Source organism: uncultured Kluyvera sp., assembly GCF_902485085.1.
Lineage (GTDB): Bacteria > Pseudomonadota > Gammaproteobacteria > Enterobacterales > Enterobacteriaceae > Kluyvera > Kluyvera ascorbata.
The window spans coordinates 25,901-47,707 of record NZ_CABTJS010000037.1 but is presented as its reverse complement, the minus strand read 5'-3'; the positions used below and the strand labels follow the sequence as shown (position 1 = coordinate 47,707).

22 protein-coding genes are annotated in these 21,807 nt (G+C 57.9%); 4 read left to right on the top strand and 18 right to left on the bottom strand.

Translation table 11 applies throughout. The features are described 5' to 3' along the window. Positions 1-150 precede the first annotated feature (150 nt). The 14 genes from catA to RDN66_RS05685 form a co-directional block, all read right to left on the bottom strand. Positions 151-1,077, bottom strand: coding sequence for a catechol 1,2-dioxygenase (gene catA, locus RDN66_RS05750; RefSeq protein WP_035893539.1), 927 nt, complete (start codon positions 1,075-1,077; stop codon positions 151-153). Between the two features lie 35 nt (positions 1,078-1,112). Beyond that, complete coding sequence (catC, locus tag RDN66_RS05745) at positions 1,113-1,391, bottom strand: muconolactone Delta-isomerase (RefSeq protein ID WP_202215919.1); 279 nt, start codon at positions 1,389-1,391, stop codon at positions 1,113-1,115. A 12-nt stretch (positions 1,392-1,403) separates the two neighbouring features. After that, on the bottom strand, positions 1,404-2,516 hold the full coding sequence (locus tag RDN66_RS05740; protein WP_202215920.1) for a muconate/chloromuconate family cycloisomerase: 1,113 nt from the start codon (positions 2,514-2,516) through the stop codon (positions 1,404-1,406). Further along, positions 2,503-3,846, bottom strand: a complete 1,344-nt coding sequence (locus tag RDN66_RS05735) for an MFS transporter (protein WP_227675084.1) — start codon at positions 3,844-3,846, stop codon at positions 2,503-2,505. Before RDN66_RS05735 ends, RDN66_RS05740 begins: the two co-directional genes overlap by 14 nt. Positions 3,847-3,867: 21 nt before the next feature. Then, complete coding sequence (locus tag RDN66_RS05730) at positions 3,868-4,362, bottom strand: flavin reductase (RefSeq protein ID WP_202215921.1); 495 nt, start codon at positions 4,360-4,362, stop codon at positions 3,868-3,870. Positions 4,363-4,372: 10 nt separating this feature from the next. Continuing rightward, positions 4,373-5,305, bottom strand: a complete 933-nt coding sequence (locus tag RDN66_RS05725; protein WP_202215922.1) for a PDR/VanB family oxidoreductase — start codon at positions 5,303-5,305, stop codon at positions 4,373-4,375. A 10-nt stretch (positions 5,306-5,315) separates the two neighbouring features. Beyond that, positions 5,316-6,056, bottom strand: coding sequence for an SDR family NAD(P)-dependent oxidoreductase (locus RDN66_RS05720; protein WP_035893530.1), 741 nt, complete (start codon positions 6,054-6,056; stop codon positions 5,316-5,318). Positions 6,057-6,066: 10 nt separating this feature from the next. Then, the gene (locus RDN66_RS05715) at positions 6,067-6,549 is read right to left on the bottom strand and encodes an aromatic-ring-hydroxylating dioxygenase subunit beta (protein WP_035893528.1); all 483 of its coding nucleotides are present in this window, start codon (positions 6,547-6,549) and stop codon (positions 6,067-6,069) included. Beyond that, on the bottom strand, positions 6,550-7,860 hold the full coding sequence (locus RDN66_RS05710) for a Rieske 2Fe-2S domain-containing protein (RefSeq protein ID WP_202215924.1): 1,311 nt from the start codon (positions 7,858-7,860) through the stop codon (positions 6,550-6,552). After that, positions 7,850-8,404, bottom strand: coding sequence for a nuclear transport factor 2 family protein (locus tag RDN66_RS05705; protein WP_227675085.1), 555 nt, complete (start codon positions 8,402-8,404; stop codon positions 7,850-7,852). The genes RDN66_RS05710 and RDN66_RS05705 overlap by 11 nt, the downstream gene beginning before the upstream one ends. 8 nt (positions 8,405-8,412) lie before the next feature. Next, positions 8,413-8,772, bottom strand: coding sequence for a hypothetical protein (locus tag RDN66_RS05700; RefSeq protein WP_035893525.1), 360 nt, complete (start codon positions 8,770-8,772; stop codon positions 8,413-8,415). Positions 8,773-8,794: 22 nt separating this feature from the next. Continuing rightward, positions 8,795-9,922 (bottom strand): acyl-CoA dehydrogenase family protein, encoded by a 1,128-nt coding sequence (locus tag RDN66_RS05695; protein ID WP_248537233.1) that lies wholly within the window; start codon positions 9,920-9,922, stop codon positions 8,795-8,797. Positions 9,923-10,023: 101 nt separating this feature from the next. Beyond that, positions 10,024-11,148, bottom strand: a complete 1,125-nt coding sequence (locus RDN66_RS05690) for an amidase (protein ID WP_202215925.1) — start codon at positions 11,146-11,148, stop codon at positions 10,024-10,026. Between the two features lie 333 nt (positions 11,149-11,481). Next, on the bottom strand, positions 11,482-11,943 hold the full coding sequence (locus RDN66_RS05685; protein ID WP_035893520.1) for a MarR family winged helix-turn-helix transcriptional regulator: 462 nt from the start codon (positions 11,941-11,943) through the stop codon (positions 11,482-11,484). 260 nt (positions 11,944-12,203) lie between these two features. On the opposite strand from RDN66_RS05685, the gene hpaX reads away from it, so the two are divergent. After that, positions 12,204-13,616: a 4-hydroxyphenylacetate permease gene (gene hpaX / locus RDN66_RS05680; RefSeq protein ID WP_308537658.1), complete on the top strand. Its 1,413-nt coding sequence runs from the start codon at positions 12,204-12,206 to the stop codon at positions 13,614-13,616. Positions 13,617-13,690: 74 nt separating this feature from the next. Here hpaX and RDN66_RS05675 read toward each other — a convergent pair whose 3' ends face one another. After that, a complete protein-coding gene (locus RDN66_RS05675; protein ID WP_308537657.1) occupies positions 13,691-15,799 on the bottom strand; it encodes a TonB-dependent siderophore receptor in 2,109 nt (702 codons plus the stop codon). Between the two features lie 150 nt (positions 15,800-15,949). After that, positions 15,950-16,204: a GlsB/YeaQ/YmgE family stress response membrane protein gene (locus RDN66_RS05670; RefSeq protein ID WP_202215928.1), complete on the bottom strand. Its 255-nt coding sequence runs from the start codon at positions 16,202-16,204 to the stop codon at positions 15,950-15,952. Positions 16,205-16,474: 270 nt separating this feature from the next. Between RDN66_RS05670 and RDN66_RS05665 the strand changes: the two genes are divergently transcribed. Further along, positions 16,475-17,206, top strand: a complete 732-nt coding sequence (locus RDN66_RS05665) for a flagellar brake protein (protein ID WP_035893515.1) — start codon at positions 16,475-16,477, stop codon at positions 17,204-17,206. Here the strand turns inward: RDN66_RS05665 and emtA are convergent, their stop codons facing one another. Next, positions 17,207-17,821, bottom strand: a complete 615-nt coding sequence (gene emtA, locus RDN66_RS05660) for a membrane-bound lytic murein transglycosylase EmtA (protein ID WP_202215929.1) — start codon at positions 17,819-17,821, stop codon at positions 17,207-17,209. Between the two features lie 93 nt (positions 17,822-17,914). Between emtA and ldcA the strand changes: the two genes are divergently transcribed. Together ldcA and RDN66_RS05650 are read left to right on the top strand one after the other, a co-directional pair. Next, positions 17,915-18,829 (top strand): muramoyltetrapeptide carboxypeptidase, encoded by a 915-nt coding sequence (ldcA, locus tag RDN66_RS05655; RefSeq protein ID WP_202215930.1) that lies wholly within the window; start codon positions 17,915-17,917, stop codon positions 18,827-18,829. 95 nt (positions 18,830-18,924) lie between these two features. Continuing rightward, entirely contained in the window at positions 18,925-20,658 is a 1,734-nt protein-coding gene (locus RDN66_RS05650) for a potassium/proton antiporter (RefSeq protein WP_202215931.1), read from the top strand. A 78-nt stretch (positions 20,659-20,736) separates the two neighbouring features. Here RDN66_RS05650 and dadX read toward each other — a convergent pair whose 3' ends face one another. Beyond that, positions 20,737-21,807, bottom strand: coding sequence for a catabolic alanine racemase DadX (dadX, locus tag RDN66_RS05645; RefSeq protein ID WP_202215932.1), 1,071 nt, complete (start codon positions 21,805-21,807; stop codon positions 20,737-20,739).

Genomic DNA, 21,807 nt, shown 5'->3' with positions numbered 1-21,807 from the left:
TTTAACGGAATAACGCTTGCTTACTATGACCGGAAAAGCCGTAGTATTATCCGGATAGACTAGGAAAGTGTTACCTATGTTCCCGGTCTGAAGTGTTACCTATGTATCCGGTCGTACAGCAGCGCCGCCGGGGCGGTGCCACGCCTCAAATCACTCCATCACACGCGCACGCTTAATGCGGCTCTCTTCGCTGGTTTCAGCCGATTCCACCAGCGCAAAGCTAAAGCTCACTTCGGTATGCGGCTGGTTGATGTTGCGCTCCTGAGAAAGCGCAACGTCGGTGATTTTCACCGGATCGGCAATCAGCTCTTCGCGAGTGGCAAAGGCAAAATCGTCCCACAGGTAGGCATCGCCGTTGAGGTTAATCTGCGTGGTCAGGTGCTTATAGCCCGGTGCCGACACGAAGAAATGAATGTGCGCCGGGCGATTACCGTGACGGCCTAACTGGTTGAGCAGCTTCTGCGTTGGGCCATCCGGCGGGCAGCCGTAGCCGCAAGGCACGATGCTTTGTACCGCGTAGCGCCCATCAGCACCGGTTTCCACGCGACGACGCAGATGATATTCGCTCTGCGACTGGTCAAAGAACGAGTAGCCGCCCAGCGTGTTCGCGTGCCAGATATCGACAATTGCGCCTGCCACCGGTTTTCCCTCAAGGTCGGTCACCTGCCCGTGCAGCCACATCGGCTCGCCCTGCTCGCTGCCGTCATCCATACGCGCAAACTGCTTGCTGAGCGGTGCGCCCGCCACGTACAGCGGCCCTTCGATGGTGCGCGGCGTGCCAACGTCATTACCGGCGGCGGCCTCTTTTTCATCGGCGCGCATATCCAGATAGTGCTCCAGCCCCAGCCCTGCTGCCAGCAGCGCCGCTTCTTTGCGCTCGCCCAGTTCGTTCAGGTAGTTCACCGCCAGCCAGAACTCTTCGTCGGTGATATCAAATTTGCGGATGGTCTGGCACAGGTCGCTCAGCAACTGATGCATGATAGCCTTAAAGCGCTCGTTGCCCTGCTCGGCGTTCAGGCCGCTGCTAATGGCCAGTAAGGATTCCAGTTCGGTCTGTTTTGCGGGATTAACGGACATTGCGTATTCCTCTTCGTAGGGTAAGGGTTGTTGTTTTAATCAATGGCCGACGGGTGTCGGCATAACGGCTGCACGCTGATGTCCATATACGGATACAGCGGCAGCGCGGTTAAAAGGTCGTGGAGTTCCTGGTTATCGGCCACGTCAAAGATGCTGACGTTGGCGTACAGCCCGGCGACGCGCCAGATGTGCAGCCATTTCCCTTCGCGCTGAAGCTGCTGGGAGTAGGCTTTCTCACGGGCCTTGATCGCATCGGCCTCGGCTTTGGGCAACGACGACGGGATATTGACGGTCATTTCAACTTTGAACAGCATCGGGATGTCCTTTTAGTGGCGCGCGTAATAACGCAGTTTGTCGAGGTCAATCTCTACGCCCAATCCCGGCCCCTGCGGCAGCGAAACCTGCCCTTGGCGGAAGTCGAGCGGCGTGACCACGATGTCGTCTTTCAGCAGCAGCGGGCCGAACATCTCGGTGCCCCATTGCATCTTTACGGTGGACCAGGCGTGCAGCGAAGCTACCGTGCCGAGCGTGCCTTCCAGCATGGTGCCGCCGTACAGCGCCACGCCCGCCGCCTGTGCGACGTGCGCCAGCTTCAGCGCCTGCGCCGGGCCACCCGCTTTAGCAATCTTCAGCGCATAGGCACCGCTAAAACCGCCGTGCGCCAGAGCAAAACCGTCGTGGCTGGTTGCCACCGCCTCATCGGCGAGAATCGGGACGTCAAAACGCTGGCTCAGGGTTATCAATCCCTCTCTGTCCCAAAGCGGGGTTGGCTGTTCGACGAGGTCGATACCACCATCCTGTAGCTGACTCATGCCTTTCACCGCGGTGGGAAAGTCCCACGCCTGGTTAACGTCAACGCGAACGCTGACCTCTTCACCGAGCGCCGCTTTAATCGCCAGCGCGTGGCGGATATCGGTTTTGAGATCCCGGGCACCAATTTTCAGTTTGAAGGTGTCGTGTCGCCCTTCCGCCAGCAGCCGTTTCCCTTCTTCAATATCTTTATCGGTGTCGCCGCTCGCCAACGTCCACAGCACCGGCAGGCGGTCGGTTATCGCCCCGCCGAGCAGCGCGCTCACCGGCAACCCCAGCAGTTTGCCCTGGGCATCCAGAAACGCGGTTTCCAGCGCCGATTTAGCAAAGGTGTTGCCCTTGACGCTGGCGTTCATTTTCTCGGCCAGCGCCGCTACGCCGCTGAAGGTCTGGCTGCACAGCAGCGGCGACAGGTAGGTTTCAATAGCCGAGCGGATGGCTTCCGGGCTTTCTGCCCCGTAGCTCAGCCCGCCGATGGTGGTGGCTTCACCCCAGCCAACCACGCCCTCGGCGCACTGCATGCGCACGATGGTCAGGGTCTGGCAGCCCATGGTGGCCATCGACAGCTTGTGCGGGCGAATGGTGGGAATATCCACCAGCCAGCAGGTCAGTGATTCAATCGTTAACATCCGTTGCTCCTGCATTGTTGTGTGGTAAAGGGGTTGAAGGCAGACTTCTCAGGGCAATCCATGCCAGCAGCGCGTAGGCCATCAACAATAAAGAGACCGGCCACGAGGCATCGAAAGCCATCAGCAGCGCCACCGCCAGCATCGGGCCAAGGCCGCCGGAGAAGATGGACCCCACTTCGTGGCCCAGCGCCAGCCCGGAGTAACGCACCCGCACCGGGAAGAGATCGCTCATGATGCACGGCTGAGTGCCAATCATCGCGCCGTGGCACACCGGCAGGCCGAGGAACATCGCCAGCATCACCGCGCCGTAGCTGCCGGTGGAGAGTAGCCAAAAGAAGGGGAACGCCATGACCAGCAGGCCAATCACGCCGATGTAGTAAACGGGTTTCAGGCCAATCTTGTCCGACAGCGCGCCCCAGAAGAGGATCGAGAAGAATTCAATCAGCATCGCCAGCGTCACCGCGCTGATGATCTCCCCGGTGCCGATGCCAATGTGTTTGGCGTAAACTACCGAGAAGGTAAAGAAAATGTAGGACGCCCCGTTTTCCGGCAGGCGCAGGGCAATGGCCTGCAACAGCGCTTTCGGGTGTTCGCGTACCAGCACCAGCAGCGGGATCTTTTCATGTTTATCTTCCGGCTTTGCCTGCGTAAAGGCTTTGCTCTCGCGAATGTTTTTGCGGATATAAACGCCGACCAGGAAGATGACGATGCTCAGCAAGAACGGCACGCGCCAGCCCCAGCTCAGGAAATCGCTCTCCGGTAACTGCTGGACGAGGTAAAAGGCGAAGGACGAGAGCACAAAGCCGCCGGAGACCCCCATCTGGCTCCACGCGGTGTAGAAGCCACGGCGCGAGGCCGGTGCGTTTTCACTCAGCATCAGCACGCCGCCGCCCCACTCGCCGCCGGAAGCCACGCCTTGTAAAAAGCGCAGGATGATGAGCGACAGCGGCGCCCAGATGCCTATCTGCGCGTAGGTCGGCAGCAGGCCAATAACAAAGGTCGTCGCCCCCATCAGCGTCAGGGTCATTATCAGCGTCATCTTGCGGCTATAGCGGTCGCCGATATGACCGAACAGGATGCCGCCGAGCGGGCGCGCCAGAAAACCGACCGCGAAGCCGGAAAACGCCAGCAGCGTGCCCTGCAACGGGTCGCCGCCCACCGGGAAGAACAGCGGGCCAAAGACCAACGCCGCGGCGGTGCCGTAGAGAAAGAAGTCATACCATTCCAACGCATTACCCAGTACCGACGCGACAACCAGCTTGCGCATTTGCTGCGCGTCCTGGCGGACGGTCGTTGATGTGACGGCAGTTTCAGAAACGACATTGCTCATCCGGCATTCCCCTTTTCGTTATCAGGCTTCCACGTCGCAGCCAACCGTGTGGTAGCGGCGGTTGAAATAAACCAGCCCGCGCGGCTGCTCGCTGACGCGAATCGCCTGCACCCGGCAGTAAAAGACCGAATGGCTGCCCACTTCGTGGCAGTCATCAATCACACAATCGAAGCTCGCCACCGCAGAACTCAGCACCGGCGCGCCGCTGGCCATCACCTGCCAGCTGTCGTGGCAGAAACGTTCTTCGGAGCGCAGGCTGGCGTTGGCAAAAATGCCCGACAGCGCCTGGTGGTCGCTCGACAGCACGTTGACGCACAGCGCGCCGTTTTGCTTGAAATGCGCGTGGGCAAAAGAGTTGCGGTTCATGCACACCAGCAGCGTCGGCGGCTGGTCGGTCACGCTGCACACGGCGGAGGCGGTGAAGCCAAATTTACCTGCGGGGCCATCGGTGGTGATCACCGATACCGCGCTGCCCAACTGCGCCATGGCGTTACGAAACTCGGTTTGCAGAGTCATAGGGAGATCCTCAAAGATCGATTATCAGACGGGCGCTTTTCGCCCGGGAGCAACACAGCAGGATCTGATCGCCATCGGCCTTCTCTTCGTCGGTCAGATAGTGGTCACGATGATCCGGCTCACCTTCCAGCACGTCGGTCAGGCAACTGCCGCAGATCCCCTGTTTACAGGAGACGCAGACCTTGAGCCCCGCTAACGCCAGTGCTTCAACGATGGTCTGGTTTGCCGCTACCTGCACGGTGATACCGCTGGCGACTGCCACCACTTCAAACGGCTGACCACCGGTTTCCACCTCGGCGCTAAAACACTCCTGGTGGATCTGTTCCGGCGCATAGCCCTGGGCAGTGGCCTGCTCGCTGACCGCATCCATCAGCCGCGTCGGACCGCAGACGTAGACATGGGTGCCAGCAGGCACGTCGCACAGCACCGCATCAAGATTAATGCGCTGTTCATCGCTGAAGTGCAGATGCACCTGCGGGGCGTAGGCCGACGCCGTCAACTGGGCGACAAACGCCGCCTGTGCGCGGCTTCGCGCACAATAATGCAGACTGAAAGCACGCCCGGCCGCCATCAGCTCCGCCGCCATCGCCAGCATCGGCGTAATACCGATACCGCCGCCGATAAGCAGGCTGAAGCTCGCCTTTTCATCCAGTGCAAACAGGTTGCGCGGCTCGCTGACCTGAATCTCATCGCCTTCCTGTAGCCCGTGAACGGCAAGTGAGCCGCCTTTGGACTGGCTATCTTTCAGCACGCCAAGCTGGTAGTGATTGAGTTCGCACGGATCGCCGCACAGCGAGTACGGGCGCACCAGATCCTCGCCCAGATGCAAGTCGATATGCGCCCCGGCGGTAAACGCGGGCAGCGCCGTACCGTCGGCTTTCGCCAGCGTCAGCAGCACCACCTCACCCTGAAGCTCGCGACGAATAACCTGTAATGTCAGCATCGATGGCCCCTTAACGCATAAACAGCCCGCCGTTAATGTCCCAGGTGGCCCCGGTGACAAACGACGATGTTTGGGAAGCCAGCAGGGCCACGGCCTGAGCGACAAATGCCGCGTCGCCAAGCTCACCTACCGGGATCATCTGTAACAGGCCGGGCATCTTCTCTTCCGGCACCAGCGCATGCACCGTCGGCAGGTCCATCGGCCCCGGCGCAATGGCGTTGACCGTCACGCCGGATTTCGCCAGCTCGCGGGCAAAGACTTTGGTCAACGTCAGAATGCCGCCTTTTGACGCCGCATAGTGCGCCCCGGAGGCGGTGCCGCCGTTCTGCCCGGCGAGCGACGCCAGGTTGATGATGCGACCGTAGCCGCGACGGGCGAAGTAGCGCCCCATCGTCTGGCAGCCAACAAAGGTGCCGCGCAGGTTGGTGGAAATCACCTGGTCAAACTCTTCGGCGGTAATGTCCATTACCGGGGTGGCGAGCGTCAGCGCGGCGTTATTCACCAGCACCTGTAGGCTGCCGAAGCGTTCGATGGTCGCCGTCAGCGCGCGGTCAAAAGCTTCCGGCTGGCGGATATCCAGCCCCAGCGCCAGGACTTTGCCTTCGCCGTTATCCAGGTTTGCGGCAGCCGCTTCGGCGCGGGCGGCGTCGACATCGGTCAGCACCACCTGAAAGCCCTCGGCCAGCAGATGAGCGGCAATCACGTTGCCGAGACCGGAAGCCGCTCCGGTTACTAATACGGTTTGCGTCATAAACGGTTCCTTACAGGATGTAGCCGATGCTGTGCAGCACATCGTCGCTGTTGACCAGGCGAATCACCTTCTGCGTGATACGCCAACCGCTTTCCTGCGGGCGCAGACGCCAGGTAATGTCGGCGGCGTAGTGGCGGCTGTGGCCTTTACGGTGCTCCCACAGCGACTGTGCGCCGCGCACCACCACTTCGTTTTCGCTGGCCTCCAGCAGACGGAAGCGCGACAGCGTGCGCAGCGTTCTGGCGCGCGGCGTGGTGGAAATTGACTCGCCGCTGTAGAGACGCTTCACGCGCTTAGCGCGCATTTCGTGATCGTCACAGGCGTAGTTGAGGGTGTTTTTAAAGTCGGTTTCGGTCGGGTCGATCGGCACTACGTACAGGCCGTCGTGCTGCCAGAGATCCAGCCACGCATCGAACTCGCCCTGATCCAGCAGGTCGCCCTCGAGGTTGATAACCGCGATGGCGTTAAACAGTACAGATTCAGCGGTCGTCATTTATTCCATCTCCGTCATCAGTTTTTTCCACTGCTGGTAGGCCGCACGCATGCCAGTTTCAGCGCTAACGTCGCTACGCCGGCCGTCGTCGGTGCGGTATTCCCCCGCCAGGCCACGGTTGAGCATGATCCACAGGTCGTCACCGGCGGTGGCTCCGCGCTGTACGCGCTCCCATGCTTCCGAGTCGTCCGGCGTACCGAAGCCCATCGGCCCCTGGAAGTGTTCGTGCAGACGTAGACGCGCCTGGTTAGCGATTTCCGGGCCACCGTCCATGGTGATCACCGCATGGTGAATTTCGGTTTCATTTACCGACACCGGCTGCAGGACGCGGAAGAAAGCCATCGAGCAGGCAATGTTCGGGAAAATATTGAGGTTAAAGCCGGAGCCGCCGACCGCGCGGACGATGCGGCGTACCTGATCTTCGTCATGATCGGCGCGCAGGGCGTCGGCCAGTTCGGTAAAGCGTTCAGGGATTGACGCATCAAGGTTGGCTTCCAGATCCACCAGCTCCGGGATCATCACCATCACGCTATGGCCGTTGCCAAGGTCTTCGACGTAACCGCTGCCGTCGACGAAGTTGAGCATCTCCTCGGTCTGCTTATCGACCGAGCTTAAAAACGAACGGTGCACCACCGGGAAGTGGTAGCCGTCGGTGGTGTTTTCGAGCTGGATTTTCCAGTTGCCCGGGAAGCGGAAACGGTGCGCCGGGCCGGTTTTGATCGGGTAGCCCGCGCCCTGCTTCATAAACAGATCCATCCATTTTTTCGCCGCGCCGAGGAAATCTTCCAGCGGTTCAATGTGGTCGTTAAAGGTGGCGAAAATCATGCCCGCGTACTGTTCGGTGCGCAGGGACACCAGCCCCAGTTCGCCCTTTTCTAACTGGTCGGCATAGCTTTCCGGGTGCGGCACGCCGCGCAGGCTGCCGTCCAGCGCGTAGCCCCAGCCGTGGTACGGGCAGACAAAGCTGTTGGTTTTGCCGCTACGGTGTTCGCAGACGGTGGCCGCGCGGTGACGGCAGCGGTTAAGCAGCGTGTGGACAGCGCCTTTACGGCCACGCACCACAATCACCGGCTGAGTGCCAATTTCAGTCGTTTTGAAGCTGCCGGTCTCCGGAATTTCGCTGGCGTGCGCCACCCAAACCCAGGTTTTACCGAACACGCGATCCAGCTCCAGATTGAACAGTTCTTCAGAGGTGTACAGCGAGGTGTGTACACGGTCGTGCTGTACCAACGAGGCAAGCGCTTCGCGGCTCGGCGCGTTCGGCATCGTGGTATCGATATTTTTCACATTAATCAGGTGGTCACACTGCATGTCCATTCTCCTGCACGTCTTCGACGGTCTGATTTTGGTCCGGCACCGGGAGCGTATCCTCGGCATGCCAGTGGCTTACGGGTCGGCTAAACAGGTTGCGGGTGGTGAAATGGTGCATCACCATCTCCCCCGCTTCGCGCCGCAAGGTGACGTTTAATTCGGCGGCGTTGAGGTGCGCGCCGCCCGCGCTGAAGGCCGACGTTTGCAGCATCAGCCAGCGGCCCTGTACCTCTCCGCCTGCTGCGTTCGTCAGCGCCTCTGAGCAGAGAAAGTGCGCGTTCATGGCAAAGTGCGCGGGATGGCGGACGTAGCCCGCCATCATCGCGATAATCGCCGCGCGTCCCTGATGACGCCCCAGCCGCGTGGCGTAGGGTTCGCCCACGCCTTGCCAGCAGGCATCGACAGAGAACAGCGCGCCAATGGCCTGTACCGTGTCGAGTGAATCCAGCCGGTCGCACAGGTGCATGTAGTGGCTGATACACACCCGCGCGGCCTGCTGGTCTTCGAGCTGCTGGAGGCGCAGCGCATCCTGAGAGGTCATCATCGGCTCCCTTAACCCTGGATAATCAGTTCACGACCCACGCGGGCTTCGATTTTGCAGTACTTCCACAGCTTGCTGCCGCCGTCGCCGACCGGGGTGGTGCGGAACAGGTTGCAGACCGCCGCCACGTTTTCCAGTGCCTGCGCATCCGCCAGCACGTAGGTGGTCCACGGCGCGGTGGTGGACGGCCCGACCATCAGCTGGTCGTCGTCCATGTTGCCGATTACCGTGATCCCCGGGGTCTCTTCCATCCCTTTCATCATCACGCCGAAAGCGGCCCATACTTGTTTGGCTTCGGCCTGGCTGGCGTCAAAAAAGTTCTGGTTCACGCCGATGCAAAACAGCACGCGCAGTGTGGTTGATTGGCTCATTGGTTGCTCCTTAGGTTAAAAATTACAGGTAACCGGGCATCGGTTTACCGCCGAAAAAGACCGTACCGGCGTTGAGGTACGAGAGGTCGCCCATAAAGGCGTGTTGGGTAATCACCATCGTGTCGCGGACGTAGCGCTGCAGCGGGCTGGTCATGGTGACGCCGCCCATACCGTTTAGCGCCAGCGCCTGGCGCGCCACGTCGGCAGCGACGCGGGTCACGTGGGTTGAGGAAAGTCGTAAGGCGTTGATCTGCGCGCAGTCCGCATCATCGCCTCTGAGCAGTTGCTGCCAGACATCGTCGATAGCGTCATAGAACCAGGCGCGGGCGGATCGCAGGTCAGCCTCGCAGCGGGCAATTTGCATCTGCGCCTGCGGGCGGTCGGCCAGACGCGGCGCGCCGGTGACCGACTGCTGACGATGAGCAATGGCATAAATTTCGTTGAGCGCCGCGCGGGCCACGCCGAGCGCCACCACAGAAAGCACCTGAGTGGCTAACGAGAGCACCGGGTAGCGGTACAGCGGGCCTTCGAGGTTCAAGGCGCCGCCGCGAATAAAGGTCCAATCCTGTGGCACAAACACGTCGTCCACCAGCAGGTCATGGCTGCCGGTTCCGGCAAGGCCTACGGTGTCCCATACCGGGTCAATCTGCACGCTGGCGCGGGGCAGCACCGCCATGCGCGGCAGCGCCTGGTCGCCGTCGGGCAGAATACCCACGCCCAGCACCGACGCGCCCATGCTGCCGCTGGCAAAACTCCAGCGTCCGCTGACGCGGTAACCACCGTCTGCCTGTCGCGCTTTTTGTGTCGGGAAAATCCCGCCGGCAAAGACCACGTCCGGGCCGTCACGATAAAGTGCTTTTAACGTTTCTACCGGCAGCGCACCGAGGTAAAACGGGCTCATGCCGAAGCTCGCCACCCAGCCTGCGGAACCGTCCGCGGTGGCAATCTGCTCAATCAGCTCGCAGAACTGCGCCGGGGTGCACTCGTCGCCGCCGTAGATTTTTGGCACCAGCGCGCGATACACGCCGGCCTGTTTAAAACCGGTAATGATGTCGTCGGAAATATGGCGTTGATGCTCAAAATCGGTGCTGCGCGCGCTCACTTCGCTCAGCAGCGGAACCAGCGATTCACGAACCTGGATGGCAGACATGGCTTTCTCCATAATTTTTATAGGCAGCCGTTCGCAGAGCGAACGAGGCCGCAATGAGTCGAACTCACTGAGTCATCAGGGAAAAGGTAAAACGGGTTGGCTTAGCGGCGTTGTCGCGCCGTGAGCCATTCGGCGGCCTGTACCAGCAACCCTTCGGCGCCTTTGCGGGCCACCAGTTGCAGGGCAACCGGGCGGCCATCAAGCGTGCCCGCAGGTAGCGTGAGCGCCGGATGTCCGCTGAGGTTAAACGGCCTCACCAGCCGGGTCAGGTTGACCACGCTGAGCGGGTCTTTCGCTTCATCAAGCGTGGGCGGCAATTCTGGCAACGTCGCCAGCGCCACCAGCGGAGTGATAGCCAGCAGCGCATCCACGTCGTCGCTGAAGCGCTGGCGCACTTTTTCAGCCTCTGCCAGCGCATCGGCGCTGACGTTAGCCCCGGCACGAATGCGGGTTGCCACATCGGCAGAGACGGTGTTTGTCGCCAGCAGCGCGCTGAAGGCCTGCCAGTTTTCATGGCTGATAATGGCCATACCCGCAAGATGGGCATCGGTAAGCGTTGAGAGTTCGCCCTGCTCTGGCTGCACGTCCGCTTCGGCAAGAAAACGCAGCAGCGCGGCATCAATTTCCGGCAGCGCCGCCGGGATAAAGGTGATGGCTGGCAGCGCCTCCAGCGGGGATTCGACGACAATGTGCAGACGGTTCAGCGCCTGACGGAGCGTGCCCGTATCGCGGGTAAACAGACCGACGCTGTCAAGCGAGCTATCGACAGGCAGAACACCTTGTCGGCTCAGCACGCCATAGCCGGGCTTCAGCCCCAGTACGCCGCAGCAGGCTGCTGGCATGCGCACCGAGCCGCCGGTATCGGTGCCGAGCGCAAAATCGACCTCGCCCGCCGCCACGACTGCTGCCGAACCGCTAGAAGAACCGCCGGGAATAAGCGACGGGAAATGAGGATTCACCGGGGTGCCGCTCCAGGGGTTTACCCCGGTCACGCCAAACGCCAGTTCGTGTAACGTGGTTTTTCCTGACAGCACGCAGCCGTTTGCCAGCAAGGTGGCAACGACGCTTGCATGCTGCGCGGCGACCGGCGTATCCGCCAGCGCCTGACAACCGGCCTGGGTGCGGAATCCCGCCACGTCCAGGGTGTCTTTGACGGCAAAACTCAGGTCACCCTCGCCGAGGATGAACCGTTCGATAAACCCATTGCTCTCACAAACTGGCTGCATGATTAACACCTTAACCAGAAAAAATGAATCATATTCAGGCGCGCAGTCGTTGCTGCTTTTTTGCCCTGACCGATGTGTAATCACTATGGAATATTTAGATGAAAATTCAAGTAAATTTTCACGTTAAATTTACTGCAAAATAACAATTAATTAACCTTTTATTAATAGGGGTTAATCACGCAGTTTGATGAATTACAAAGCAAAATGGCGAATACAGGCGGGCGCTGCCGTTGGCGATGAGGCCAACGGCAGTCATAAGAAAAGAGTTTATTTACAGTGAGTTATGATAATTTTCTACGCGGGTCACAATTTTGTCATTGTGTCGTATTGCGGCTACAGTTCGTTAAGATTATCCAGCACTTTCGACAGCGACTGGTTCATTTTCTCCACCTGACTTACGCTCATCCCCTTAAAGCCTTTGTCGAAAATTTTACCCACCAGCGGCATCGCTTCCGCCACTTTTTGCTGGCCCGCTTCGGTCAGCATCACCACCGTTACCCGCGCATCGCTGGCGCTATTTGCGGTGGTGACCAGGCCATCTTCGCGCAGTCGGCCCACAATCTTGGTGACCGTCGGCATTTTCGCCAGCGCGTATTCGGAGATTTGCGAAATACTCGCCTCGCCGTACTGGTGCGTTATCATCAACACGCGAAAGCGCGACACGTCGAGCGCAATCTTTTTCAGCGCCACTTCTACGGTTTGGGTGTAACGCGCATAGACGTTAACAATCCAGTAGAACGGAAACTCTTCACGATGAAAGGCGGTGTCGTCCGATACTTTTTTTATATGACTCATGCGTTTCCTTACCCCATCAAACCACAGATTTTTCGATTATACCCTGAGTCGTTACGCCCGTCCTGACCCCTTTTCACCCCGAATACCGGCGGCTTAAGAATTAGCGCGACGCAGATCTCATTATGATTCACAAATGCCACATACATAACAATTACGTATCATTTTAACTACGCAAAATTGACATTTGTGATGGCTATTTTCTATACGTTAGCAGCCTGCATCTCGGTACCCATACTAATAAACACAATGTGGAGCTTTTCATGAACGATAGCCCTTCTCTGGGACACAAACGCGACGGGGAGCTTGCCACTCCGCCCCCGGCGCAACGGCCGCTGAACCCTCGCCAACAGGCGGTTATCAATAAGCTTTTCCGCCGCTTAATCGTGTTTTTATTCGTGCTGTTCGTTTTCTCCTATCTCGACCGTATTAATATCGGCTTTGCCGGCCTGACCATGGGCAAAGACCTGGGGCTGACCAGTACCATGTTTGGTCTCGCGACAACCCTGTTCTATGTGATGTACGTGGTGTGCGGTATTCCCAGCAACGTCATGCTGACCATCGTCGGCGCCCGCCGCTGGATTGCCATCCTGATGATAGTCTGGGGTATTGCCTCGACCGCCACCCTGTTCGCCACCGGGCCGAACAGCCTGTACGCGCTGCGTATGCTGGTCGGTATCGCCGAAGCGGGCTTCCTGCCCGGTCTGCTCTACTACTTAACCTACTGGTTCCCGGCGCACTATCGCGCTCGCGCCAACGCCCTGTTTATGATTGCCATGCCGGTAACCATGGCGCTGGGGTCACTGGCTTCAGGTTACATTCTCAACATGGACGGTTTGCTGAACCTCAAGGGCTGGCAGTGGCTGTTCCTGCTGGAAGGCTTCCCGTCCGTGCTGCTCGGTCTGGTGGTCTGGTTCTGGCTGGACGACAGCCCGTCGAAAGCCAAATGGTTGACCGACGACGATAAAGCCTGCCTCGAAGAGATGATGGAGGCCGACCGCCAGACCGCGCTGCAAACCCAGAGCGCGATTCAGGCGGCATCGGTGGGTCAAAAGAGCGTACTGCGCGAGCTGATGACGCCGACCATTATGCTCTATACGCTGGCCTATTTTTGCCTGACCAATACGCTGAGCGCCCTGAGCGTCTGGACCCCGCTTATCCTGCGTAGCTTTAACGCTGAGAGCAGCAACGTGACCATCGGCCTGCTCAGCGCGATTTCTCAGGTCTGTACCATTGTCGGGATGATCTGGTGGAGCAAGCGTTCGGACCGCCATAACGAACGTAAGCTGCACACTTTACTGCCCTATCTTTTCGCCGCGGCGGGCTGGGTTCTCACCGCCACCAGTCCGTACCCGCCGTTGCAGTTTACCGGTATCGTGATGGCCTCGATGGGCGCCTTTGCCGCGATGGTCATTTTCTGGACCACGCCGGACAGAGCGCTTTCCCTGCGCGCCCGTGCGCTGGGCATTGCGGTGATTAACGGCACCGGGATGACCGGCGCCGCGCTTGGCCCGCTGTTGATGGGGCTGATGAAGGACGTGACCGGCAGCTTTAACGCGGGGATCTATATGGTCGCCGGGTTCCTGGTGCTGGGCGCGGTGATTATCGCGTTTATTCCGATGAAGGCGACGCAGCGTCAATCAGCCACGGCCGGTGCCGCCCCGGAGTCGGCGTAAACGCCTCGTCCGGGCTACAAGAAACCATCCCGTAGCCCGGCCGAGTAAAGCGACGCCGGGAAGGCCCATTCACGTCAGAAGGTGTAGCTCGCCCCGAGCTGCACCGTCCTGTCACGACCAATCCAGCAGTTGGTGCTGTCATAGCAGGTCAACGTTTCTTTGTTGGTCAGGTTCTGCGCGCTGGCTTTCAGCATCAACCCTGCCAGACTGCTGTCCACCGCCGACATATCGTAAGAGAGCGACATATCGTACTGCGTGGTGCCACCGAGTTTGCCTGCCGTGTTATCCGGCGCAATCTCCATTGGCCCGGTATAGCGCACCCCGGCCCCTACCGTCAGCCCGCGCACCAGACTTTGATCGAAGGTGTAGTCTCCCCACAGGTTAAACGCGTTTTCCGGAACCTGCGTCGGACGTTTACCCTGATAGGTTTCATCTTCGGTATTAATGGCGTGCGTATAGGCGTAGTTGGCTATCAGGTTGATGTTATCGGTTGGTCGGCTAATGGCCGACAGCTCCGCACCGTTTGATTCAATCTCCCCCGTCTGATGGTAATTCCAGCTCGGGTCCAGGCTCAGCACGTTTTTCTGCTTAATGTTAAACACCGAGGCGGTGAAGGTGGTGGCATATTCCGCCAGCAGGTACTTCACGCCGCCTTCCACCTGTTTACTGGTGGTCGGTTTCACCTGATCGGCCGTCAGGTTACGCGCCGGTGATACCGGTTTAAACCCTTCGGAATAGCTGATAAACGGCGAAATACCGTTATCAAAGGCGTACAGCGCCCCCAGTCGTTTCGTTACTCTATCCTGAGAAATCCACGTTTTCTGGTCAGCGTTAAGATAATCGGTAGTGGCAGATTGGTACTCATCGTAACGCAGGCTCGCCAGCAGATTCAGACCGCCAAACTCAACCTGATCCTGAAGGTAGTACCCTTTCTGGTTGTAGGAGAGACGGTTTTTCTGTTCCGTATACAGCCCCAGCGCATCTTCATTGACCAGACCGAAATCCGGATTGCGCATATCAATACCCGGTGTTGTGGTCGCATAACGATAGTGGTAATGCGAGTTCAGCTTCTGGTAGTCAAACCCAGCCAACAGATGGTGCTGCCAATCACCGAAGGTGAAGGTGCGCGTCACCTGGTTATCAATATTGAAGCTATGCAGGTCTTCATCCGTGGTGTACGCAAAACGGTCTAACTCATAAACGGGATTGCCCGCATTCCCCGTTGAGTAAATGCTCTGCTGGTGAGTGTCGATATCGAAGTAGCGTGCCTTCTGCGCAATGCCCCAGCCGCTATCAAATTCGTGCTCAAAACTGTAGCCCACCATCCACTGCCGCTGCTTAAAGCCGCTCCATTTATCGCCAGCATAATCGCGCTTATCAGCATAGCTTGAGCGCAGATAAGAGAGCGGCAGCGGGTTCGACGGCGTCAGGCTTGGCGTGTTTTGCGCCAGCGCATCAATCGTCAGCCGGGTTTTATCGCTAGGTTGCCAGGTGACGCTCGGCGCAACCAGATAATCCTCGGTGCGAGAGGTGTAGGGCTGATCGTCGCCTTCCGTCGCCTTGCCCAAAAGGCGGTAGCTCCAGTCGCTGTCGGCAATGCGCCCGGTGGAATCGAGGTAGCCCTCTTTCAGATTACGGGTACCGGTATTAAAACCGACTTCGGTACGCGGCGTAGTCTGTGGTTTTTTGCCCTGAATGTTGACCAGCCCGCCCGGCGAACCGTTGCCGTACAGCACGGAAGAAGGCCCTTTCAGAATGTCGACGCTCTCAATCAGCAGCGGATCGATACGCGCTTTGGTATTGCCGGTGACGTTATAAGGCAATTGCAGACCGTTATAGAACTCGTTATCGACGGTAAAACCGCGGATTTTATATTCGCTCATATAGGTGGTACTGCCGCGAGACTCGGTTGATACACCCGGCGCATAGCGCAGGATCTCATTCACCGAGGTGGCATGGTGTTCGCTGATTTCATGCTGGCTGATGGTGTTAATCACCTGCGGGGTTTTACTCTCGGCCACCGCGGATTTGGTGGCGCTGTTGGTCCATGCTGGCAATTCACTGCTCTCGCCCGACCCGGTGACGACCATCGTGGTTTCATTTTTATCAGCCCAGGCCGACGTGGAGAGCGCAACGGCAATCATCCCTGAAAGCGTACAACAACGAAAAACGGTTTTTTTCATTTTATAGGTGAACTCAAAACGAACAAAGAACGATAATTATTATCATTTGTTTTCTTAGTTCAACATAAAAATGCAGACAACAACAAAAAGTGGAAAAAACACGCGGGGGATAAAACGAAGAACGGCCCCTTGCGGGGCCGCTGAGAGACATTATTCGCGGCGAATCAGGCGGAAAACCGCCAGCACAACGATGGCACCGACTACGGCAACCAGGAAGCTGTGCAGGTTAAACCCGGTGACGCTGCCGCCGAGGCCAAACGTGGTCGCTAACCAGCCGCCCACAACCGCACCGACTATCCCCAGGATACAGGTGAGGATGAATCCACCCCCATCGCGCCCCGGCATAATTAGTTTGGCAATAACACCGGCAATCAGACCAAAAATAATCCAGGTAATAATACCCATTTTTCCCACCTCTTCAGTTCCATTAAACAGCCATAAAAGCGCCGACATTCTGCGCCGCTAATACTTCAAGTATAGGTAATTGTTCTTAAAAAACCTGGAAAGGCGATGATATTTTATACGGATAAATACGAATTTTGACGTAAGCACTGTCTTAAGTGCTTTGGTCAGCCTAAAGCTGCGAAGATGTTAAATATTTTCATTTGGGCGCTGAAGTTATAGATTGCTACGCCGATACATAATTAAGCCTCTGCCATTCAGGAGCCATTCCACGTGAGTGAGCACAACACACAGTTTCTAAAGCAAAACCCATTAGCTGTATTAAGTATTCTGCGCGATCTTCAGCAGGCTAACGCCGCGCTGCGCGTCAGCTGGTCGTCCCGACAGTTTATTAGCCGTATTCTTGATGCCAGCCAGCAGCGGCTGGTGATTGATTTTGGCAGTCGGGAAGAAGATAACATTGCGGCCAGAACGGCAAAAAATATCACCATCGTCGCCGAAACCAACGGTGCCAAAATTGAATTCACGGTGCCAGCGATGGCGGTCGAGGATTATCAGAACCTGCCGGCTTTCGTGATGCCTACGCCTGCGGCAGTCTGGTTTATCCAGCGTCGGGAGTTTTTCCGCATTCCTGCTCCGCTGCATCCGCCCTATTTCGGCAAAGCCACGTTACCGGATAAAAGCACGCTGCGCTTTCGTCTGTACGATCTTTCGCTCGGCGGTATGGGGGCGTTGCTGGATGCGCCAGCACCGGATGGATTAGTTCCGGGTATGCAACTTAACGAGATTGAGCTGGATATGGCGCAGTGGGGGCGCTTTCGCTTTGATGCGCAGCTGTTGGGAATTAGCGAGCGCAAAGTGGTGGATAGCAAGAACGAAACCATCGTCACGCCGCGCTTAAGCTTCCGTTTTCTGCATATGAATCCGGTGCTTGAGCGCTCGCTCCAGCGCATTATCTTTGCACTGGAGCGTGAAGCGCGCGAACGGGCGAATAACGTCCGCTGATTACATGGCGTCCATCGCTTTCTGAACCTTCCAGATATAACGGGGCGCTTGCGGTGCTGGGTGATTCTTCACGACGTGCTGGAAGAACTCATCCTTATCCATGTCGTTAATTTCGGCAATCGCCTTTTTACGATCCGATGAGAAGGTACGCAGCAGCGCGCCGGCACCGTTAGCATAGGAGACCACCAGCGCATACTGCATCACTTCCGGATCGTTTATCCCAGCAAGCGAACCATGTTCGAGAATGCTCAGATAAGCGGCTCCCATGGAAATATTCCGTTCCGGGTTTTTCAGTTCGCTGGTCGACGGTTGTCCACTCCAGCCCATGTAACGATAAACATCCAGACCAGACGTAGAGGCTTTAAGCTGCATCAGCCCTACCGCGTTTGATTTACTGACAAGCGACGGATTGCCGCCTGACTCCACGGCGATAATCGCCGTCAGCAGACGCGGGCTTACGCCCCATGCCGTACCGGCTTTTTCACTGATTGGCATCCACTGCATTGCGCGCTTCACCGGCACTTCGGGGTTCCAGGGTGGGTTGCGATAATCCGATTGGTGAGAAGAACATCCAGCAAGTAATACAATTAAAAAAGCAAACCATCTCAATTTCACGCATCTATCCTTTTAGCTGAACTTTGCCGCCGTTAATGACAACCATGGGCTCAGGCGGCATGATACTCGTTTCATTCTCTGCAAGGAAATGCCATGTCTCAGTTTCATCTCGTCGCCCCTTCCGGTTATTGCATCAATCAGTCCGCCGCGCAGTGCGGGGTCAAGCGATTAGAAGAGGCCGGGCATCGGGTGAATAACCAGCAGGTTATCACTCGTCGCGACCGCCGTTTTGCCGGAACGGAAGCGGAACGTCTGCACGATATCAACGCGTTGGCATCCCTCAAAGAGAAGAATCAGATAGTGCTGGCAGTACGCGGCGGCTATGGTGCCAGCCGTTTGCTGGATACCATTGACTGGCAGGCACTGGCAGCCCGCCAGCGGCAAGATCCGCTGCTTATCTGCGGCCATAGCGACTTCACCGCCATTCAGTCCGGTCTGCTGGCCAAAGGCAACGTGATTACCTTCAGCGGCCCGATGCTGGCCGGAAACTTCGGCGCGGAAACCCTGAATGCGTTTACCGAACAGCACTTCTGGCGCGCCCTGCGTCAACCACGCTATAGCGTTGAGTGGAACGGCGATGGTCCGGTATGCGATGAACAAGGGACGCTGTGGGGCGGCAATCTGGCGATGCTCGTGTCACTGATTGGCACGCCGTGGATGCCGGATATTGAAGGCGGCATTCTGGTGCTGGAGGATATCAACGAACATCCTTTCCGCGTCGAACGCATGCTATTACAGCTGCTTTATGCGGGCATTCTGCCGCGCCAGCGCGCCATTGTATTAGGGAGTTTTACCGGCGCGACGCCAAACGACTACGACGCCGGATATTCCCTTGAGTCGATGTATGAGTACCTCCGTTCACGGCTGTCTATTCCGGTCATCACCGGCCTCGACTTTGGCCATGAACAGCGCACGGTGACGCTGGCGCTCGGCGCGCAGGCACAGTTGGCCCACGGCGACGGGCAATCCCGGCTGACGATAACCGGTCATCCTGTATTAGTTGAATAAAAAACAATAATCACCGTTTATTAGTCCAATGTTCGCGCCGCAATTATGGTAACGTTTTGTAACTAGCTTGTACGTTATCGGGGAGTGCGTGAACATTGGACGCCACGGCAGTCATTAGTCTCTTTATTTTGGGTTCGGTCTTAGTAACCTGCAGTATTCTCTTAAGCTCATTTTCTTCCCGTCTCGGTATCCCTATTCTGGTTATCTTTTTAGCCATCGGCATGCTGGCGGGCGTCGACGGTATCGGCGGCATCCCCTTCGATAACTACCCTTTCGCCTATATGGTCAGTAACCTGGCGCTGGCGGTTATCCTGCTTGACGGCGGGATGCGCACTCAGGCGAGCTCCTTTCGCGTCGCTTTAGGCCCGGCGCTGTCGCTGGCAACCGTTGGCGTTCTGATAACCTCCGGGCTCACCGGGATGATGGCGGCCTGGCTGTTTAACCTCAATCTGATGGATGGGCTGCTGATTGGCGCTATCGTCGGCTCCACCGACGCCGCCGCGGTGTTTTCGCTGCTTGGCGGTAAAGGCCTTAACGAGCGCGTAGGCTCGACCCTGGAGATTGAGTCCGGCAGCAATGATCCGATGGCGGTGTTTCTGACCATCACGCTTATCGAGATGATCCAGCAGCATGAAACCGGGCTGAGCTGGATGTTCCTCGTGCACATTCTCCAACAGTTTGGACTGGGGATTATTATTGGCATCGGCGGCGGTTACCTGCTGTTGCAGATGATCAACCGCATCTCCCTGCCCGCCGGGCTCTATCCGCTGCTGGCATTGAGCGGCGGGATCATGATTTTTGCCGTCACCACTAAGCTCGACGGCAGCGGCATTCTGGCGGTCTACCTGTGCGGTTTCCTGCTCGGCAACCGGCCGATTCGTAACCGCTTTGGCATTCTGCAAAACTTCGATGGCCTGGCCTGGCTGGCGCAGATTGGTATGTTCCTGGTGCTGGGGCTACTGGTAACGCCTTCCGATCTACTGCCTATTGCCATTCCGGCGCTGCTGCTTTCTATCTGGATGATTTTCGTCGCCCGCCCGCTGTCGGTGTTCGCCGGGCTGCTGCCGTTCCGCGGGTTTAACCTGCGCGAGCGCACGTTTATCAGCTGGGTTGGCCTGCGCGGCGCGGTGCCCATCATTCTGGCGGTATTCCCGATGATGGCCGGGCTCGATAACGCCCGCCTGTTCTTTAACGTCGCCTTCTTCGTGGTGCTGATCTCGCTGCTGTTGCAGGGGACGTCGCTCTCCTGGGCAGCGAAGAAAGCCAAAGTCGTGGTGCCACCGGTCGGCTGGCCGATTTCCCGCGTGGGTCTGGATATTCATCCGGAGAATCCGTGGGAACAGTTTGTGTATCAACTTAGCGCCGAAAAGTGGTGCGTGGGGGCGGCCCTGCGCGACCTGCATATGCCGCCGGAAACGCGTATTGCCGCGCTGTTCCGCGATAACGTGATGCTCCACCCGACCGGCAGCACGCGCCTGCGTGAAAACGATATTCTGTGCGTGATTGGTCGTGAACGTGACCTGCCGTCGCTCGGCAAAATGTTCAGCCAGTCGCCGCCGGTCGCATTGGATCAAAGCTTCTTTGGCGATTTTATTCTGGAAGCCGGGGCGAAGTTTGCCGACGTTGCCATGATTTATGGTCTGGACGGCGGTGAAGAGTTCCGCGATAACCAGCAATCGCTGGGGGACATTGTCGAACACCTCTTAGGCGCAGCACCGGTTGTGGGTGACCAGGTGGAGTTTGCCGGTATGGTGTGGACGGTGGCCGAGAAAGAGGAAAATCAGGTTCTGAAGGTTGGCGTGCGGGTCGCTGAGGAAGAATCGGAGTAGTTTGTTGTGCCGGATGGCGCTGCGCTTATCCGGCCTACATGCCCGGTCAGCAAAGCGCTACCGGGCAACATCAAAAAGTTACACCGTCACAACTGGCACACGCGGCGCCAGAGCACACATAAGCTCGTAACCGACGGTTCCCGCGCTGGCGGCCACTTCATCAATCTTGATCTCTTGCCCCCACAGCTCAACGGCGGTACCAATTCCGGCCTGCGGACACGGCGTTAAATCCACCGCCAGCATATCCATCGAAATCGCCCCAACGGTACCGGTACGGATACCGTCCACCAGCACCGGCGTGCCGTTGGCGGCAATGCGCGGATAACCATCTGCATAGCCGCAGGCCACGATTCCAATACGCTGCTCCTCTTTGGCACGATAGCGACTGCCATAACCGACGGCATCGCCGGGCTTCAGATTCTGAATCCCGATTATCTGACTGCTGAGGCTCATGACCGGTTTGAGCCCGGTATTGGCAATATCCTGCCACTGCCCGGACGGTGAAGCGCCGTAGAGCACAATCCCCGGCCGCACCCAGTCGAAATGGGTCTCCGGGTGCCAGAGCGTTGCCGCAGAGTTGGCTAGCGAGCGCGGGCACTCCAGCCCTTCGGCGGCCTGTTCAATACGCTGCATTTGCTCAGCTACGCCATCGATCAGTTCAGACTGAGCAAAATGTGACATCAACGTCATCGCCCCGACGTTACTAATGCCCCGTAGCTGCTGCCAGACGGTATGGATGCGCTCCGGCGCAAAGCCGAGGCGGTTCATGCCGCTATTCACCTTGAGATAGATATCAATCGGCGCATGCAGGCGCGCGTTTTGCAGCGCCTTAATTTGCCAGTTGCTGTGCACGCTGGTGGTCAGCCGGTACTTATCGAAAAGCTCCAGCTCATCAGCGTGGAAAAAGCCTTCCAGCAACAAAATAGGCCCTTTCCAGCCGCGTTCGCGCAGCAAAATGGCCTCTTCAAGATTGAGCATCGCAAAACCGTCGGTTTCCCGCAGCGCATTCCAGATGCGATCTAATCCGTGACCGTAGGCGTTGGCTTTCACCACCGACCAAACGCGAGCACCACCCGCCGCGCGGCGGACAATGCCCAGATTCTGCTTCAGCGCCTGCAAATCAATCGTGGCGAGCACGGGACGTGACAT